The following is a 16012-nucleotide window of genomic DNA, read 5'->3' as shown; positions in this document are numbered from 1 at the left end:
TTGGCGATTGATCCCCTTGGCTTAAACGGTGTGATTCGGATACTGTATGCGCATACAGTTATCCGGATGGCTGCATTACGCTCCCTGTGTTGAGGGGCGAGCAGCCATGTCCGGGCGTGAGAGGGATAAATCGTGGTTAATGTCGAACAATTGAAGAGCAGCGTGAACCGGATGTCGGTGGACGTGGTGCGCGAGGCGGTCCTCGAATTGCGCCTGGACGGGCTGGTGACGGAAGGGAAGACGCCTTTCAACAAACTGCATTTCAATACCTGTTTCGCTGAAATCGAAGCCTTGTTCCAGCGCGCCGGCTACCACCGGCCACTGGATGTGGTGGGCTACCAGAGCCTGTTGTATGCGCTTTATGACCCCAGTCGCTGGGAGGCGGTCGACGTACTGCGCTGGCTCAAGGAGTACACCGAGGCCGCGGCGCGCAACCGGATTCCTGCCTGAGGAATCTCTGCTAGGTTCGTTCCCGCCGCTGTTGGATAATGCCGCCCTGCATTGAGAGTTAGAGCGTTCCGTATGTCCAGTTCATCTTTTTCCGCCGCACAGAGTCAGGCCAGCACGCTCTACTTGCCGCCTGGCTCGTGGCAGACCGTTTTCGATTGCCTGTGCGAGCATTTCAGCGCCATCGGTCGAGAACAATGGTTGGACCGGATCGCCCGTGGCCGCGTCCTGGACGGGCAGGGTGCACCCATCGCCCTGGACCTTCCCTACAAGGAAGGTCTGCGCATTCACTATTTCCGCGAAGTACCGGACGAGAAGCCGATCCCGGTGGTCGAGTCGATCCTGTACGCGGACGAGCATCTGGTCGTGGCGGACAAGCCGCATTTCCTGCCCGTGACACCGGCGGGTGAGTACGTCGAACAGACCTTGCTCAGACGGCTGATCCGTCGCCTGGACAACCCGCACCTGGTGCCCCTGCATCGCATTGACCGGCATACGGCGGGACTGGTGTTGTTTTCCGCCAACCCCCAGAGCCGCTCGGCGTATCAATCGTTGTTTCCTTCCCGACAGATCGAAAAACGGTATGAGGCCATTGCCCGCGCACTGCCGGAGCACTCGTTTCCCCTGGTTCATAAAAGCCGACTCATTGACGGCGAACCGTTCTTCCGTATGCAGGAAGGGCCGGGCGCCCCTAACACTGAAACGGCTGTCGAAGTCAGGGAGAAGCAGGGTGATCTCTGGCGTTATGGCCTTTACCCGGTGACCGGCAAGAAACACCAGTTGCGGGTGCACATGACGGCATTGGGCGCAAGTATCTGCAACGATCCGTTCTATCCTCAAGTACTCAAGGATGTGGAGGATGATTACGCCAATCCTTTGAAGCTGCTGGCCCAAGGGTTGAAATTCGTGGATCCGGTCACAGGCCAGGAAAGGGAGTTTCAGAGCGCAATTACCCTGCAATGGTGATCGATCGGGCCAGTGGGCGATCAGGGGCGAGGTTTGAAAAAATCGAATTTATGGGCCGGTTTGCAGTCATTTGAACAGGCCCCACGCCCGTGGCGTTCAAAGACCTCGACACGGCAGCCGAATCTTTCGGCAGCCCCGAGGCTTTCCATGCAAGGAGATACCCATGAAACGTACCGTTTTCGCTGGCATGTTGATTTGCACTGCAATGTTGGCCTCTCCCGCATTCGCTGCGGACCACGACCTTTGCACCATCAAGCTCCAGGAGCTGCGGGACAAGGTGACGACCCTGCCAGCCACGTCCGAAAATACCAGCATGGAAGTCAAGCGGATGCAGGCCAGCGCGGAAGCGGCGAACGCCGCGAATGACGACAAGAGATGTATTACCGAAGCCACGCAGGCACTGACCCGCGTGGACAAGCTGGCGAAAGAACCGACCCCGTAACTATCAGATAAGCAAATGCCCCGACGAGTCGGGGCATTTTTGTATCCGGGAGTCGCCGCGCAGATTACAACTCTTTAACGGTGCGAACCTGATCCTTGTTGATGCGGGTCTGCTTGCCATCGAGTTGTTCGAATTCGTAGAAGCCCGAATCCTTGTCATAATTTGGCGTGTCGACGGCCTGGATTTCGCGACCGTCATTCAAGGTGATCACGGTAGGCGAAGCGCAACCGGCGAGGGTAGCGAGGCCCAGTGCGAGCATGAAAGTGGCCAGGGTCCGTTGAGTCATGGGTGTGTCTCCGAAAATGATTTCTTCTGTTTACTGAGCTTCAGACGTATGCAACACGTGCAAGTTCCTCGCGTGCTGTCAGTCTGACACGGTGTTATGTGCGCTTAGCAATTCCGGGGTGTTGAGGTTCGCCAGGCGCGGGTCGTTATCAGGGCACTGTAGCGCAGTTGCGCCCAGCTTGCGCATGATCCGCCCCGGGCTGCGCTCACCGGCGCTCCAGGCATTTTCGAAATCTTCAAGCAGGGCGACGGGAATCACGCACAACAACGGTTCCCAGTGTTCGTCATGACGCAGCATCAACGGCTTGTCGGGATGCTGGCGGGCGGTGTCGCGCATGCTGGCCAGCAGCGCCTCATCAATACGCGGCACATCACACGGCAGGACCAGCAAGTGCGTGTGACGAGCCGCTTTCAGGCCGGCCCGGATACCGGCCAGCGGCCCGGGGAAATCGCCTTCATCGTCGTGAACCAATTGGTCGGCGTAGGGCGCATATTTTTCAAGATTGCGGTTGCAGGAAATGATCAGGTCATCGCTCAGCGGGCGCGTCTTGCGGTGCAAATGTGCGATCAGCGGCTCGCCTTGCCATTGCACCAGGCCTTTATCCTGACCGCCCATCCGTTGGCCGCGACCACCCGCCAGGAGGAGAATGGAGCAGGGCGGCAAATCCGAATTCGAGGTCATGGCGAGTCTCCATGGGGGCGGCGAAAAAATGGGGCGCTGTGATATAACACCGGGCTGTTTATCCTACAACTGGACGAGCCTATGACTACCAAGGCTGAAGTACCTTTTGCACCGCTCAACATCGCTGTGCTGACGGTCAGCGATACCCGTACCCTGGAAACCGACACCTCGGGCCAGGTCTTTGTCGACCGCTTGACGGCGGCCGGCCATCACCTGGCTTCCCGGGTGTTGCTCAAAGATGATCTCTACAAAATTCGCGCGCAAGTCGCCCACTGGATTGCCGACGAGGTCGTACAGGTGGTGTTGATCACGGGCGGCACCGGTTTCACCGGGCGCGACAGCACGCCTGAAGCGGTGAGTTGCCTGCTCGACAAGCAAGTCGATGGATTTGGCGAGTTGTTCCGGCAGATTTCGGTGGCTGACATCGGTACATCCACCGTCCAGTCCCGCGCTCTGGCGGGTCTGGCCAACGGCACGCTGGTCTGCTGTCTGCCGGGTTCGACCAATGCCGTACGCACCGGCTGGGATGGCATTCTGGCCGAGCAGCTGGATTCGCGGCATCGTCCCTGCAATTTCGTGACTCATCTGAAACAGGCGGCTCCCTGTGAATCCCGCGGGTAAGCCGGGCAAGACCGGCAGCCTGATGCCGGTCGAAGTGGCGCTGGCCCGTTTGCTGGAAATGGCGGACGCCTCAAGGATTGTCGCGCGTGAGCGCTTGCCGCTGGCGCAGGTCGAAGGGCGGGTGCTGGCTGAGGATCTGGTGTCGACGCTGGACCTGCCACCCTGGCCCAACAGTGCCATGGACGGTTATGCGCTACGCGTGGCCGACTGGACCGGAGAGCCGCTGGTCGTCAGCCAGAAGATCTTTGCCGGTCAGGCACCTGATGCCTTGAGACCGGGTACTTGTGCACGAATCTTCACCGGGGCGCCTGTTCCCGCTGGCGCCGATTGTGTCGAGATGCAGGAAAACACCGAAATCCAGGCGGATGAGCGAGTGCGCTTCACCGAAACCCTGGTCATTGGGCAAAACATCCGTCCACAAGGCCAGGAAACCACGGTCGGTGAATTGATTTTGCCGGCGGGCACGCGCCTGGGGCCGATTGAACAAGGTCTGGCTGCCTCGCTCGGTTGCGCCGCGCTGGATGTCATTCGCAAGGTACGCGTTGCGGTCCTGTCGACCGGAGATGAGTTGATTGAGCCGGGTCAGGCGCTTGGGCCAGGGCAGATCTATAACAGTAATCGTGTCTTGCTCTGCAGCTGGTTGCAGCGGTTGGGCTGTGAGGTGATTGACGCGGGCATTCTTCCCGATGACCTGGCCACCACTCGCATGCGACTGGGCGAATTGAAGGATGTCGACCTGATCCTTTCTACCGGTGGCGTATCGGTGGGCGAGGCTGATTTCCTGGGCATTGCATTGCGCGAAGAGGGTGAGCTGAGTTTGTGGAAGCTCGCGATCAAGCCTGGGAAACCGCTGACTTTCGGGCATTTCCGCGGCGTGCCCGTGATCGGCTTGCCCGGTAATCCGGCATCGACGTTGGTGACCTTCGCCTTGCTGGCCAGGCCTTATCTGTTGCGTCGCCAAGGCGTCCAGCAGGTCGAGCCGCTTAAGGTGCAAGTACCGGCAGGGTTTGACTGGCCTATCGCTGGCAATCGACGTGAATACTTGCGCGGTCGTCTGGAAAATGGCCGGGCAATCATCTACAAAAATCAGAGTTCCGGTGTACTGCGCAGTGCCGCCTGGGCTGATGGACTGGTGGAAGTGCTGGAGCATCGCACGCTGGTGGCCGGTGACCCGGTGAACTTTATCCCGCTGAGTGAAGTGCTGAGCTGAGGTTTTACAATGCTTGCCCGGTTGATCCAGCCGGGTTTGGCGTTCATGAGCGATCAATGCGCCAGGAGCAGCGTCACCACCTGTTCGAAACGGCTGTTGGCGATCCAGGCCATGAGGCCAAGCAGGACAACCGTTCCGCCAGCGGCATAGGCCAGTCGATGTTTGATGGACCTGACTTCGTTGCGTACGTCTTCCATGTCTTTGCGGATGTACTTGAGGTGCGTTTCCAGCTCAACGACACGAGATTCCATACCCATTGTTCCTTTGCTGTGAAAAATCTGGACACCAAAGTGTCCTAATCTCACCCAATGGTCAATTAAGCCGATTCCTCAGGTTTTGTAAGAAAAATCCCGCGTTGTCGGACTCAGGATGACCCTGTCGAAAATAAATTGATTGGCATCGACTTTTATCGGTCGGCACAGGGTCAACATCTCCCAGGCAGCATTCAAATTCTTCGGGGGAACTGCACATGGGCGAACGCAAGGCACTGTTGATTCTGCATGGCAAACAGGCGCTCAACGAGGCGGTTCGCGCTGCTGTCGAGAGCAAGCGCGAGCAAGGTTGGGAGCTGGCCGTCCGGCTGACCTGGGAGGCGGGCGATGCACAGCGCCTGGTGAAGGAAGCCCTGGCTGCGGGTTATACGCAGATCATCGCCGGCGGTGGGGACGGCACCTTGCGTGATATCGCCGAAGCCATGGCTGTGCAATCGACGCCAGCCAGCCTGGTCTTGATGCCGCTGGGAACCGCCAATGATTTTGCGCGCGCCGCCGGTGTTCCCCTGGAGCCCGAGCAAGCCCTGGACCTGCTGGAGGTGGCGCCGAGCGCCATTGATCTGGGGGAAGTTGGCGGGCAGATATTCCTCAACATGGCGACAGGTGGTTTTGGCAGCCAGGTAACGGCCAATACCTCCGAGGAACTGAAAAAGGTCCTCGGGGGCGCCGCGTACCTGTTTACGGGCTTGTCACGGTTCAGTGAGCTGCACGCGGCGTATGGCGAGTTGCAGGGGCCGGACTTTCACTGGAGTGGTGATCTGTTGGCATTGGGCATCGGTAATGGCCGGCAGGCGGGGGGCGGTCATGTGCTGTGCCCGCAGGCGCTGGCTGACGACGGTTTGCTCGATATCAGCATTTTGCCTGCCCCGCAGGAAGTGGTGGGCACCTTGAAAAACCTGCTGGCCGATGGTTTCGGTATCGACAACATGTTCGTGCGGGCCCGCCTGCCATGGGTCGAGATCAAGGCTTCGGAAGGCCTGTACATCAATCTCGATGGAGAGCCGCTGGAGGGTGACAGCCTGCGTTTCTCGGCGCGTCCAGCGGCGTTGAGGGTGCATTTGCCCGTCGATTCGCCGCTGTTAAGTGCGACGCAGTCTGTCAGTCGTCCAGACTGATGATCTGCTCGCGCACGGCGAACAGCACCAGCCCGGCCACGTCATAGATCTGCAAGCGCTTCATGATCTGCGAACGATGGGTTTCGACGGTCTTGACGCTCAGGCCCAGGCCGTTGGCAATTTCCCGGGTGGATTTGCCCCGGACAATCAGCCGCAGGATTTCCAGCTGGCGGGCCGTGAGGTTGTGCGAGTCCGCGGGGTCCGGGTTTTTCTGGTTACGGGTCAGCGCCTGGGTGATGACGGTATGGGCAATGGCCGGGCTCAGGTAGCGCTCGCCGTTGCGCAAGGCTTCCAGCGCATGTTCCAGTTCGGTGGCCGTGGTGTCCTTGAGCAAGTAACCGTGAGCACCGGACTCCAGCGCCTGCATGATGAGCGCAGGGTCGGTGTGCATCGACAGGATCAACACTTTGCTGTGCGGCCGGACACGCTTGAGTTGCTGCAGGGCCTCAAGGCCACCGGTCTGCTTCATGGAAATATCCAGCAGCACGATATCCGGGGACAGATGCTCGACCATTGCCAGCAGTTGCGATCCGTCATTGGCCTCGCCGATGACGGCGTAGCCGGGAAGGTCCAGCACCAGGGCACGCACGCCAGCCCTGATCAGCGAGTGGTCATCCACCAGAAGTAAGTTACAAGTCAATGCATAACCTTATTCGTACTGGCCCGCTCAAGCGCGCGCGGCGCCCAGGGGAAGAGAGCTTCGATTTGAGTGCCTTTGCCCGGTTCGCTGGTGACCGTCAGAGTGCCGCCCAGTTGATGGATACGCTCCGACATGCCGGCCATGCCGCGCTGTCCCTCGCGCCCCGGATCGGTGGCCGGTGCAAAACCCTGGCCGTCGTCACTGATTGATAACGTCAGGCCCTGGGGCAAACGTTGCAGGCAGACCAGCAGGTTCTTCGCCTGGGCGTGCCGCAAAATGTTGGTGACCGCTTCCTGGGTGATACGAAAGGCCGCCACCGCCATTTCTTCCGGAATCCCGGTCAGGCGTTGATGGCATTCCAGGCTCCAGTGCACCGAGGTGTTGGCCAGCGTCTTGAGCAGATGGGCACGCAGGCTGGCTTCAAGCCCAAGGCTGGTCAACTGCCGGGGATTGAGGATGGCCGACACATCGCGGACTTTGGCGAGGGTTTCATCCAGGGTGTCGCACAGTACGGAACATTGCCCCTGGAGTTCTTCCGGTATCCGGCGTTTGAGCCAGTCACTTTGCAGTTTGGCGGCGGTCAGCAGCTGGCCTATGTCGTCATGCAGTTCCCGACTGAGCCGATGACGCTCGTTTTCCTGGACTTCGAGCAGGCGGTCGGCCAGTTCCTGCGGCTGGAACTTGATCGACTTGCGCGACAGGCGATATTGCACCCAGACACAGCCAAGGGCCGCCATGTTGAGTAGCAGCAGGCCCAGTGGCAGGTGAGCGGAAAAGCCATAGATCAGCAGGCTGCCGAAGGTGGAGCAGGCACATAACGCAAGCGTAAACCGACGCGCGTTTTCTCGTGAAGGTGGCCACGTGGCGATTGACTTGAGGCTGGCGTACATAGCGGATGGAGCCAATGGGAAGTTCGCTGCGGGCAGGCCGGTCATGCTGGCTGACGGGCCTCTGTGTGTAATCTTGTACAACAACGCCAACGGTGCACAGTTTCTGTATAAGAAACCCCGCCAATTACTTGCTCGGGCAAAGACCGTGGTATTCATGTTGCCATTAATTGGCGCCAACTAATGGGCGGCATAATACCACTTAAGATACCGTTGGTCGCGCCTGTGATATATGTCCAGGGAGTCAGGAATCAGGGCGTTCTGGACATAAGTTCCACATTGGAAAGTGTTGTGGTCGTCATCGGGATGGGGTTTTTCTGGAATCGGGTATTTAAATGCCAGGGAAAACCCTGTTCTAGACAGGTATTCATTTACCTGGAGGAAGAGTTGTTTGTTTGCGGGCTGTCGGTAATGGATAGGCGGTATTCAAATACGACATCGGCGTATTCAAGTTACTGCGCACCTGTGGCAACAAAGTGTGAAATACGACACGTTTCTGTCACTTTAAGCCTGCCACTCCAGATAGGGAATAAGTGTGAAAGGCCTGGAGTTGAGGGTAGGTTGATAGTGACGTTGACCCACCTGCAGGGCGAAGGCTTCGATCAGGGTCGTCTGCTCACTTTCATCGAGACTCAGCTGGCCGGTGTTCTGGTCGATCAACTCCAGTTGCCAGGCGATCAGTGTCAGGCAGTCCTTCAGTGCGCCCAGGGCTTCGTCGTGCAGCTCCATGTGATTCTGCGCGTGGTTGAGCAGGCTATGGATGTGCAGCGAGAACTCCGAGACCGCGGCCAGCGCCAGGGCGTCCGCCTTGGTGGCCAGCTTGAGGAGGGTGCTGAGCATGCAGTCGATGGCGTCTTTGTCATTACTGATCAGTTGCAGGTGACTCAGGCATTCCTCGGTCTTGGCCAGCAGCAATTCAGCCTCGATCAGAAATTCCGGGACCCGCTTTGCCCACTCACTACGATTGTTCGGCATGCTTATCTCCACAACGTCATGACTAATGAGGGGATGTCGTGTGTGCCGACCAGGACGAGGGGCGTCCTGACGCAACGGTTTCGTGGTGAGATCGCGTTCCGACCGGTTTGGGTCCAGGCTTGGGAACGGCTTGACAGAGTGGATGGCCACTGACTTGCGATCGCACACAAAAGCCTGACTCCATTCATGCAATGAGAATGGCGTCACATTAATGGCTATTGGATATTGCGAATATCAGGTTTTGCCTGATTGTTGATAGGGGAATCCCTTACGCAGCGGAACCTATCGTAAAAACAACGGTCGCGTCGCAGAGACTGTAGCAGATGAAATCACAACGCCAGTAAAGCATGATGCTAATGTGACATCAATGTTTGAGCGTAGCGTTTTATAGGGGGTCAAGGTCTGTCAAAAACAGCCGATAACGCTCTATTAGTGAATTCATCAGTACAAGCCCCGGAGTCTTTGATGGCTGGCATTCTCGATACGGTAGACCAACGTACGCAACTGGTGGGTGAGAATCGCCTGGAAATTCTCATGTTCCGGCTGGCCGGACGGCAATTGTTCGCGATCAACGTGTTCAAAGTGCAGGAAGTGCTGCAACTGCCAAAACTGACGTTGATGCCACAGCGTCATCCGTTCGTTTGCGGCGTGGTCAACCTGCGTGGCCAGACCCTGCCGGTGATCGACCTGTCCCAGGCGATTGGCATGCGCCCCCTGGTGCCGGGCCCGAACAGCACGATCATCGTGACCGAATACAACCGTTCGGTGCAGGCGTTCCTGGTCGGCGGCGTGGACCGTATCGTCAACATGAACTGGGAAGCCATCCTGCCACCGCCGACCAGCGCCGGTCGCCAGCATTACCTGACCGCCATCAGCAAGGTCGACGATCAGTTGGTGGAAATCATCGATGTGGAAAAAGTCCTGGCTGAAATCGTGCCTTACAACGCCAAGGTATCCCGGGAAAAACTGGCCGATCCGGTGCTGGAACGCGCCCGTGGCCGTGAAGTGCTGCTGGTGGATGACTCCAACGTGGCCCTGGCGCAACTGCGCGACACCCTGGGACAACTGGGGGTGAAAATGCACATCGCCAGTGATGGTTTGAAGGCCTTGAACATGCTCAAGGCCTGGGCCGACACCGGCGTGAACATGACCGACAAACTGCTGATGGTCTTCACCGACGCGGAAATGCCGGAGATGGATGGCTATCGCCTGACCACGGAGATCCGCAACGACCCGCGCCTGCGCGGGCTGTATGTGGTACTGCACACGTCGTTGTCTGGCAGCTTCAACGATTCGATGGTCAAGAAGGTCGGGTGCGACAACTTCCTCTCCAAATTCCAGCCGGACAAACTGGTCGACGTGGTGCGCCAGCGTTTGATGCTTGACGAAGTGCCCGCCTGATAATGGAACGCCCCATGTGGGAGCGGGCTTGCTCGCGAAGGCGGTGTGTCAGGCAGCAATGATGTCGACTGACACGCCCTCTTCGCGAGCGAGCCCGCTCCCACAATGTATGCAGTGCCCGGTTCCTGACTTTGATTCGGCGATCAAGCTCGTATAGGGTGGCGTTTTTGACTCACCAGGGAGCTGGCCATGCTGCGTCTGAGCGCGCTTTATCGTTATCCGTTGAAATCCGGCAAGGGCGAGACCTTGCAGCAGGTCGGCCTCGACAAGCTGGGGCTGGATGGCGATCGACGCTGGATGCTGGTGGACGAGGCCAGCGGTCGTTTCCTGACCCAGCGGGCGGTGGCGCAGATGAGCCAACTGTCGGCGTTGTGGAATGCCGGGGGCGGCTTGACCCTCAACGCCCCGGGCCACTCACCGATCGATATCGCGTTACCCGGCAGCGAGGCCGAACTGCGCGGCGTAACCATCTGGCGGGACACGTTGCGTGTTCCGGATGCGGGCGACGCGGCGGCAGCCTGGGTCAGCGCATTCATTGGCAAGCCGACGCGCCTGGTGCAAGTGCCGCTGGATCGGGCACGCACCACCCAGGCCGGTTATGGCAAGGACGACGATCAGGTGGCGTTCGCCGATGGCTTCCCGCTGTTGCTGATTGGCGAGGCGTCGCTGCAAGATCTGTCGCAGCGGGTCGGTCGTCCGCTGGAAATGCTGCGTTTTCGACCGAACCTGGTGATCGAAGGCAGTGAAGCCTATGCCGAGGACGGCTGGAAACGCATTCGCATCGGCGAGGTCGAGTTCCGGGTCGTCAAGTCGTGCTCGCGCTGCATCCTGACTACCATCGACCCGCAAACCGGGGTGCGTAGCGAAGATCGTGAACCGTTGGCGACCTTGCAGCAGTACCGTGCCGAGGCCGATGGCGCGATGTTCGGACAGAATCTGGTCAATGACGGCAATGGCCGGCTGGAAGTCGGCATGCCGGTGACCGTCCTGGAATGAAAAAATGCCCGTGTTGCAAGAACACGGGCATTTTTTTGTCGCTGTGAAACCCCAGGGTTTTAGCCGCGGTATTCGCACAGGTAAGCGGTGTCGACGGCCACTTTCAGCTGGAACTTGCTGTTGGCGGGCACGTTGAACTGGCTGCCGGCGGCAAAGGTTTCCCAGTCGTTGCTGTCTGGCAGCTTGACGGTCAGCGCGCCGGACACGACGTGCATGATTTCACGCTGGCTGGTGCCGAACTCATATTCGCCCGGAGCCATGACGCCAATGGTCGCAGGACCTTCAGCGGTGCCAAAGGCGATCGACTTGACGGTGCCGTCGAAGTACTCGTTGACTTTAAACATGGGCGATTCCTCGAAAAGGGCTAAAAAGGGCCGGCCAGTATGCACAAGGGGGCCGGTGTCGTCACCTCTCCAGAGGGGGGAGAATCTGTGGCAGCAGGCGTGCCGTATTGCGCGCATCCTCCAGGGCCCGGTGTTGCTGGCCGGTGAATTGCAGGCCAGCCAGTTGCAGCGCGCCATTGAGCCCCAGCGGCCTTTCCAGGCGCCGGGCCTTGGCGAAGCGTTGCTTGAGGTTGATGTGCGGTGTGCGGCTCAGGACGCTATCGAGTTGCAGGTGCTGCCATTCCTGAATGAGCTGCCGGCGATCGTAATCGCCCCAACTGACCCAGCCTTCCAGTTGCGAATGATGCTGCCCGAGCCATTGCTCGAAGGCCGGCCAGATTTCGCTCAGCGTGCGGGCCGAGTCGACGTCCGCCTGGGTGATGTGCGTCAGTTGCCGGCAAAACGGCGTCAGCAGCGGCCGCCGCAATGGCCGCACAAAGCACTGGAAGTGGTCCACTTCGCGCCCTTTGCGGTCCACCAGGGTGGCGCCGATTTCGATAATTTCCATTTCCGTTACTGGCCAACCACCCTCATCGGTGGTGGCTTCCAGATCAATGACCAGCCAATGAGGCATCGCAGGGTTCCTGGTATCCGCGTCCTGATAGGCTTTGAGCGTAGCCAAACCCGGTCGTTCCGCCTAGCGGCTTATTCCACCTCCAGCAAAATCTGCCGGTTCCTGACCTGATCGCCGACCCGCACCTGCAAGCGCTTGAGTACGCCGTCGATGCCCGACTTGAGCGGATGCTCCATTTTCATGGCCTCCAGCACCACCAGCAGTTGGCCTTTGCTGACCAGGCTGCCTTCACTGACCAGTACATCGACAATCGCCCCGTCCATCGGTGCCTTGAGGGTGCCGGAGCTGACACTGGCCTGGCAGTTGACCAACGCCTGGGTCCGGTCCTCCAGGCGCAGGCTGCCCGGACGGGTGAACAGGCAGAGTTGCCCGGCATGCATCCGGTAGGCATGGCGTTGACGGACGCCGTCGATGTCCAGCGTGGCCCAGCGGCCGTCGCAGTCGATGATCTTCAGGTCAAGTTGACGGCTGGCGACCTGGATCCGGTACGCCTCGCCCGGCTCGGCGTTCAACGCCACGGACCATTCCTGGTCTTCCAAGCCCAGGCGATAGTGCAGCGGCACACTGGCGTTGTTGCGCCAACCGGCCAATGGCCCAGGGTGCGCCTGCGCCGAGGCCTGATAGAGCAGGGCGGCGCCAATCGCCAGTTCTTCCGCGCGGGGCACATGGGGCTGCAGCCACGGATGCTCGGCGAAGTGCCGGGCAATGAATCCGGTACTGAATTGACCGCTGATGAAGTGCGGGTGCTGCAACAGGCTGGAGAGCAGGCGCTGATTGCTCTGCACCCCCAGCAGCACGCTGTCCTGTACCGCCCGCAGCAACTTGCGCCGGGCTTCTTCGCGGGTGGCGCCATGGGCGATGATCTTGCCCAGCATCGGATCGTAGAAGGGGCTGACCTGCCGGCCTTCGATCAGGCCATGGTCGATGCGTACGTCACTGTGCAGCGCCGGTTCCCAGGCGGCGATGCGCCCGGTTTGCGGCAGAAAACCCTGGGTCGGGTCTTCGGCATACAGGCGCACTTCCATCGCATGGCCCTTGAGTTGCACCTGCTCCTGACGCAGCGGCAGCGGTTGTCCTTCGGCGACGTTGAGTTGCCAGGCGACCAGGTCCAGGCCGGTGATCAGTTCAGTGACCGGGTGCTCCACTTGCAGGCGGGTGTTCATCTCCAGGAAGTAGAAGCGGCCGTGGGCATCCAGCAGGAATTCCACGGTGCCCGCGCCGACGTAGTTCACCGCACGACCGGCCTTGAGCGCCGCTTCACCCATGGCCTGGCGCAGTTCAGCCGTCATCACCGGGCAGGGCGCTTCCTCGATGACTTTCTGATGGCGACGCTGGATCGAGCAATCGCGCTCGCCGAGGTAAACCAGGTTGCCGTGCTGATCGCCGAACAGTTGAACCTCGACATGCCGTGGTTCGATCAGTGCCTGTTCGAGGATCAATTCGTCGCTGCCAAAGCCGTGCAGGGCTTCGGAGCGCGCGGTGCGAAGCTGCTCCGGCAAATCACCGGCATCGTGCACCAGTCGCATGCCGCGCCCGCCACCGCCGGCGCTGGCCTTGATCATCAGGGGATAGCCGATGCGCTCGGCCTCACGGCACAGTGCCGCGTCATCCTGTTCAGCCCCCTGATAGCCGGCGATGCACTGCACACCGGCCTCAAGCATGGCGATTTTCGACAGGCGCTTGCTGCCCATCAGTTCGATGGCTTCGGGGCCGGGACCGATGAAGGTGATACCGGCCTGCTGGCAGGCGCGGGCGAACCCGGCGTTTTCCGAGAGAAACCCGTAGCCGGGATGGATTGCGTCCGCCCCCGTGCGACGGGCCGCCTCGATGATCGCCGGGATGTTCAGGTAGGACTGTTGCACCGGGGCCGGGCCGATGTGCACGGCTTCGTCGGCCATTTGCACATGCAGCGCGTCGGCATCGGCATCGCTGAACACGGCGACGGTGCGGTAGCCCAGGGCCTGGGCGGTGCGCTGGATGCGGCAGGCGATTTCACCGCGGTTGGCGATCAGGATTTTTGTGAGGGCGGGCATTGGGTTGTTCCTCTGGTATTGGTATTGCCTGTCAGGCCTTCTTCGCGAGCAAGCCCGCTCCCACAGGGGAATGCATTTCAACTGTGGAAGCGAGCCTGCTCGCGAAGCTTTTCAAGGGGCCCACCCCGGTTTTCTTTTTTGTACGAAAGCCATGGTCCCCTCGACCCCTTCAGCGCCGATCACCGCTTCGCTGAACCACTGGGCCGCCTCATCCAGCAACTCACCCGAAGGCTGCATGGCACTGGCCAACAACAGTTTCTTGGTCGCCGCATTCGCCCCCGGCGCACAACACAGCACATGGGCCAACACCTCGTCGAGGCGTTCGGCCAGGGCTTGCCCGTCATGCTCGACAAAATGCACCAGGCCCATCCGCCGCGCCTGAGTGGCATCGAAGCGTGCGGCCGTCAGGGCCAGTCGCCGGGCCTGGGTCAGGCCGATGCGCTGGACCACGAAGGGCGCGATCTGCGCCGGCAACAGGCCGAGGCTGGTTTCCGGCAGGCCGAATTGCGCCTGATGATCGGCCATGGCGATGTCGCTGACGCAAGCCAGGCCCAGGCCGCCGCCCAGCACCGCGCCTTGCAGCACGGTGATCACCACTTGCGGTGCCTGTTGGGTTTCTTCCAGCAAGGCGCCGAAGGCACGGTTCAATTCGCGGTACGCCGTCGCGCCCTGGGCGCGGGCGGTGGCCATGTCCTTGATGTCGCCGCCGGCACAGAAATGCCCGCCGGCACCGCCGATGACCAGGGCGCGTACAGCGCGGTCATCACGCACCGCCGCCAGTACCGCGCGCAGTTCGCTGACCATTTGCAGGCTCATGGCGTTGCGGCTTTGCGGGCGATTGAGGGTGATGTGCAGCACGCCGTTGTGCAGTTCCAGCAACAGCGTTTCGCAACCGGGCAGCGGATTCATTTCTTTTTCCCCGGCAGGATGCCCATGAGTTTGCAGATGATCCCCAGCATGATTTCGTCGGCGCCGCCGCCGATCGACACCAGCCGCACATCGCGGTAAGCGCGGGCCACCGGGTTGTCCCACATGAAGCCCATGCCACCCCAGTATTGCAGGCAGCTGTCGCTGACTTCCCGGCCCAGCCGACCGGCCTTGAGTTTGGCCATGGACGCCAGGCGCGTGACGTCCTGGCCTCTGACGTATTGCTCGGTGGCCTGATACACCAGCGCCCGCAGGCATTCGATTTCGGTTTGCAATTCGGCCAGGCGGAAGTGAATGACCTGGTTGTCGATCAGCGCACTGCCGAACGTCTTGCGCTCCTTGCAGTAGTCGATGGTGCTGTCGACGCAGTATTCCAGGCCCTTGATCATGTTTGCCGCGCCGAACAGGCGTTCCTCCTGGAACTGCAGCATCTGCATCATGAACCCGGCGCCTTCATGGCCGATGCGGTTGCGCTGCGGCACGCGCACGTTGTCGAAAAACACCTGGGCGGTTTCCGAACTGCGCATGCCGAGCTTGTCCAGGTGCGAGCTGAGGCTGATGCCGGGAGTGTTCATCGGCACCATGATCAGCGACTTGTTGATGTGCGGCTTGTCGTCGGAGGTGTTGGCCAGCAGGCAAATGAAATCGGCGCACGGCGAGTTGGTGATCCACATCTTGCTGCCGTTGATCACGTAGTCGTCGCCGTCCTTGCGCGCCGTGGTTTTCAAGCCGGCCACGTCGGAACCGGCACCGACTTCGGAGACGCCGATGCAGCCTACCTGTTCGCCAGTGATCGCCGGACGCAGAAATTCGTCGCGCAGCTCATCGGAGCCGAACCGCGCCAGGGCCGGGGTGCACATGTCGGTCTGCACGCCGATGGACATCGGAATGCCGCCGCAATGAATGGTGCCGAACTCTTCGGCGGCGACGATCGAATAGCTGTAGTCCAGGCCCATGCCGCCGAATTTTTCCGGCTTGGAAATGCCCAGCAGGCCAAGGTCGCCGGCCTTGCGGAAGATCTCGTGGATCGGAAAGCGCCCGGCCTTTTCCCATTCTTCGACATGAGGATTGATCTCGTGATCGACGAATTGGCGCACGGTGCGGCGCAGTGCTTCGTGTTCCTGGGTGAAGATCATTTTTATTGTTCTCCTCGTGA

General features: G+C 60.2%; 19 protein-coding genes. 8 read left to right on the top strand and 11 right to left on the bottom strand.

From position 1 onward, the window contains the following. The first annotated feature begins 132 nt into the window (after positions 1–132). The 3 genes from F8N66_RS24020 (at position 133) to F8N66_RS24010 (ending at position 1855) form a co-directional block, all read left to right on the top strand. A complete protein-coding gene (locus F8N66_RS24020; protein ID WP_150772540.1) occupies positions 133–450 on the top strand; it encodes a transcriptional regulator in 318 nt (105 codons plus the stop codon). A gap of 72 nt (positions 451–522) precedes the next feature. Then, the gene (locus F8N66_RS24015; protein WP_150772539.1) at positions 523–1413 is read left to right on the top strand and encodes a pseudouridine synthase; all 891 of its coding nucleotides are present in this window, start codon (positions 523–525) and stop codon (positions 1411–1413) included. A gap of 163 nt (positions 1414–1576) precedes the next feature. Continuing rightward, positions 1577–1855, top strand: a complete 279-nt coding sequence (locus F8N66_RS24010) for a hypothetical protein (protein ID WP_150772538.1) — start codon at positions 1577–1579, stop codon at positions 1853–1855. Between the two features lie 64 nt (positions 1856–1919). Here F8N66_RS24010 and F8N66_RS24005 read toward each other — a convergent pair whose 3' ends face one another. Both F8N66_RS24005 and mobA read right to left on the bottom strand, forming a co-directional pair. After that, positions 1920–2141, bottom strand: a complete 222-nt coding sequence (locus F8N66_RS24005; RefSeq protein ID WP_008055112.1) for a YgdI/YgdR family lipoprotein — start codon at positions 2139–2141, stop codon at positions 1920–1922. A gap of 78 nt (positions 2142–2219) precedes the next feature. Next, positions 2220–2822 carry a molybdenum cofactor guanylyltransferase MobA gene (mobA, locus tag F8N66_RS24000; protein ID WP_150772537.1) on the bottom strand — a complete coding sequence of 201 codons (603 nt, stop codon included), beginning with the start codon at positions 2820–2822 and terminating at the stop codon, positions 2220–2222. 81 nt (positions 2823–2903) lie between these two features. On the opposite strand from mobA, the gene moaB reads away from it, so the two are divergent. Together moaB and glp are read left to right on the top strand one after the other, a co-directional pair. Continuing rightward, on the top strand, positions 2904–3443 hold the full coding sequence (gene moaB, locus F8N66_RS23995; RefSeq protein ID WP_150772536.1) for a molybdenum cofactor biosynthesis protein B: 540 nt from the start codon (positions 2904–2906) through the stop codon (positions 3441–3443). Further along, on the top strand, positions 3427–4653 hold the full coding sequence (glp, locus tag F8N66_RS23990; RefSeq protein ID WP_150772535.1) for a gephyrin-like molybdotransferase Glp: 1227 nt from the start codon (positions 3427–3429) through the stop codon (positions 4651–4653). Before moaB ends, glp begins: the two co-directional genes overlap by 17 nt. Positions 4654–4706: 53 nt before the next feature. Here the strand turns inward: glp and F8N66_RS23985 are convergent, their stop codons facing one another. Continuing rightward, on the bottom strand, positions 4707–4904 hold the full coding sequence (locus tag F8N66_RS23985) for a hypothetical protein (RefSeq protein ID WP_150772534.1): 198 nt from the start codon (positions 4902–4904) through the stop codon (positions 4707–4709). A gap of 218 nt (positions 4905–5122) precedes the next feature. Between F8N66_RS23985 and yegS the strand changes: the two genes are divergently transcribed. Next, on the top strand, positions 5123–6040 hold the full coding sequence (gene yegS, locus F8N66_RS23980) for a lipid kinase YegS (protein ID WP_150772533.1): 918 nt from the start codon (positions 5123–5125) through the stop codon (positions 6038–6040). Here yegS and F8N66_RS23975 read toward each other — a convergent pair. From F8N66_RS23975 to F8N66_RS23965, 3 genes are all read right to left on the bottom strand, one after another. After that, the gene (locus tag F8N66_RS23975; protein WP_150772532.1) at positions 6024–6680 is read right to left on the bottom strand and encodes a response regulator transcription factor; all 657 of its coding nucleotides are present in this window, start codon (positions 6678–6680) and stop codon (positions 6024–6026) included. The genes yegS and F8N66_RS23975 overlap by 17 nt on opposite strands. Beyond that, entirely contained in the window at positions 6677–7570 is an 894-nt protein-coding gene (locus F8N66_RS23970) for a sensor histidine kinase (protein ID WP_150772865.1), read from the bottom strand. Before F8N66_RS23970 ends, F8N66_RS23975 begins: the two co-directional genes overlap by 4 nt. Positions 7571–8071: 501 nt before the next feature. Then, the gene (locus F8N66_RS23965) at positions 8072–8542 is read right to left on the bottom strand and encodes a hypothetical protein (protein ID WP_150772531.1); all 471 of its coding nucleotides are present in this window, start codon (positions 8540–8542) and stop codon (positions 8072–8074) included. A 465-nt stretch (positions 8543–9007) separates the two neighbouring features. Between F8N66_RS23965 and F8N66_RS23960 the strand changes: the two genes are divergently transcribed. Together F8N66_RS23960 and F8N66_RS23950 are read left to right on the top strand one after the other, a co-directional pair. After that, on the top strand, positions 9008–9943 hold the full coding sequence (locus F8N66_RS23960) for a chemotaxis protein CheV (protein ID WP_150772530.1): 936 nt from the start codon (positions 9008–9010) through the stop codon (positions 9941–9943). A gap of 189 nt (positions 9944–10132) precedes the next feature. Beyond that, positions 10133–10939: an MOSC domain-containing protein gene (locus F8N66_RS23950; protein WP_150772528.1), complete on the top strand. Its 807-nt coding sequence runs from the start codon at positions 10133–10135 to the stop codon at positions 10937–10939. A gap of 59 nt (positions 10940–10998) precedes the next feature. On the opposite strand, the gene F8N66_RS23945 is transcribed toward F8N66_RS23950, so the two are convergent. The 5 genes from F8N66_RS23945 to atuD all read right to left on the bottom strand — a co-directional run bounded on the left by F8N66_RS23945 (position 10999) and on the right by atuD (position 15992). Continuing rightward, positions 10999–11283, bottom strand: a complete 285-nt coding sequence (locus tag F8N66_RS23945; RefSeq protein ID WP_007973461.1) for a pyrimidine/purine nucleoside phosphorylase — start codon at positions 11281–11283, stop codon at positions 10999–11001. Between the two features lie 61 nt (positions 11284–11344). Further along, positions 11345–11896, bottom strand: coding sequence for an exonuclease domain-containing protein (locus F8N66_RS23940; RefSeq protein ID WP_150772527.1), 552 nt, complete (start codon positions 11894–11896; stop codon positions 11345–11347). A gap of 71 nt (positions 11897–11967) precedes the next feature. Then, a complete protein-coding gene (locus F8N66_RS23935; protein WP_150772526.1) occupies positions 11968–13929 on the bottom strand; it encodes an acetyl/propionyl/methylcrotonyl-CoA carboxylase subunit alpha in 1962 nt (653 codons plus the stop codon). Positions 13930–14040: 111 nt separating this feature from the next. Further along, the gene (locus F8N66_RS23930; RefSeq protein WP_150772525.1) at positions 14041–14838 is read right to left on the bottom strand and encodes an enoyl-CoA hydratase/isomerase family protein; all 798 of its coding nucleotides are present in this window, start codon (positions 14836–14838) and stop codon (positions 14041–14043) included. Next, the gene (atuD, locus tag F8N66_RS23925; RefSeq protein ID WP_150772524.1) at positions 14835–15992 is read right to left on the bottom strand and encodes a citronellyl-CoA dehydrogenase; all 1158 of its coding nucleotides are present in this window, start codon (positions 15990–15992) and stop codon (positions 14835–14837) included. Before atuD ends, F8N66_RS23930 begins: the two co-directional genes overlap by 4 nt. Positions 15993–16012: the final 20 nt, after the last annotated feature.

Origin of the sequence: Pseudomonas fluorescens (genome assembly GCF_902498195.1) — a bacterium.
GTDB classification, from domain to species: domain Bacteria; phylum Pseudomonadota; class Gammaproteobacteria; order Pseudomonadales; family Pseudomonadaceae; genus Aquipseudomonas; species Aquipseudomonas fluorescens_BU.
This window is presented reverse-complemented; position numbering and strand designations above follow the sequence as displayed.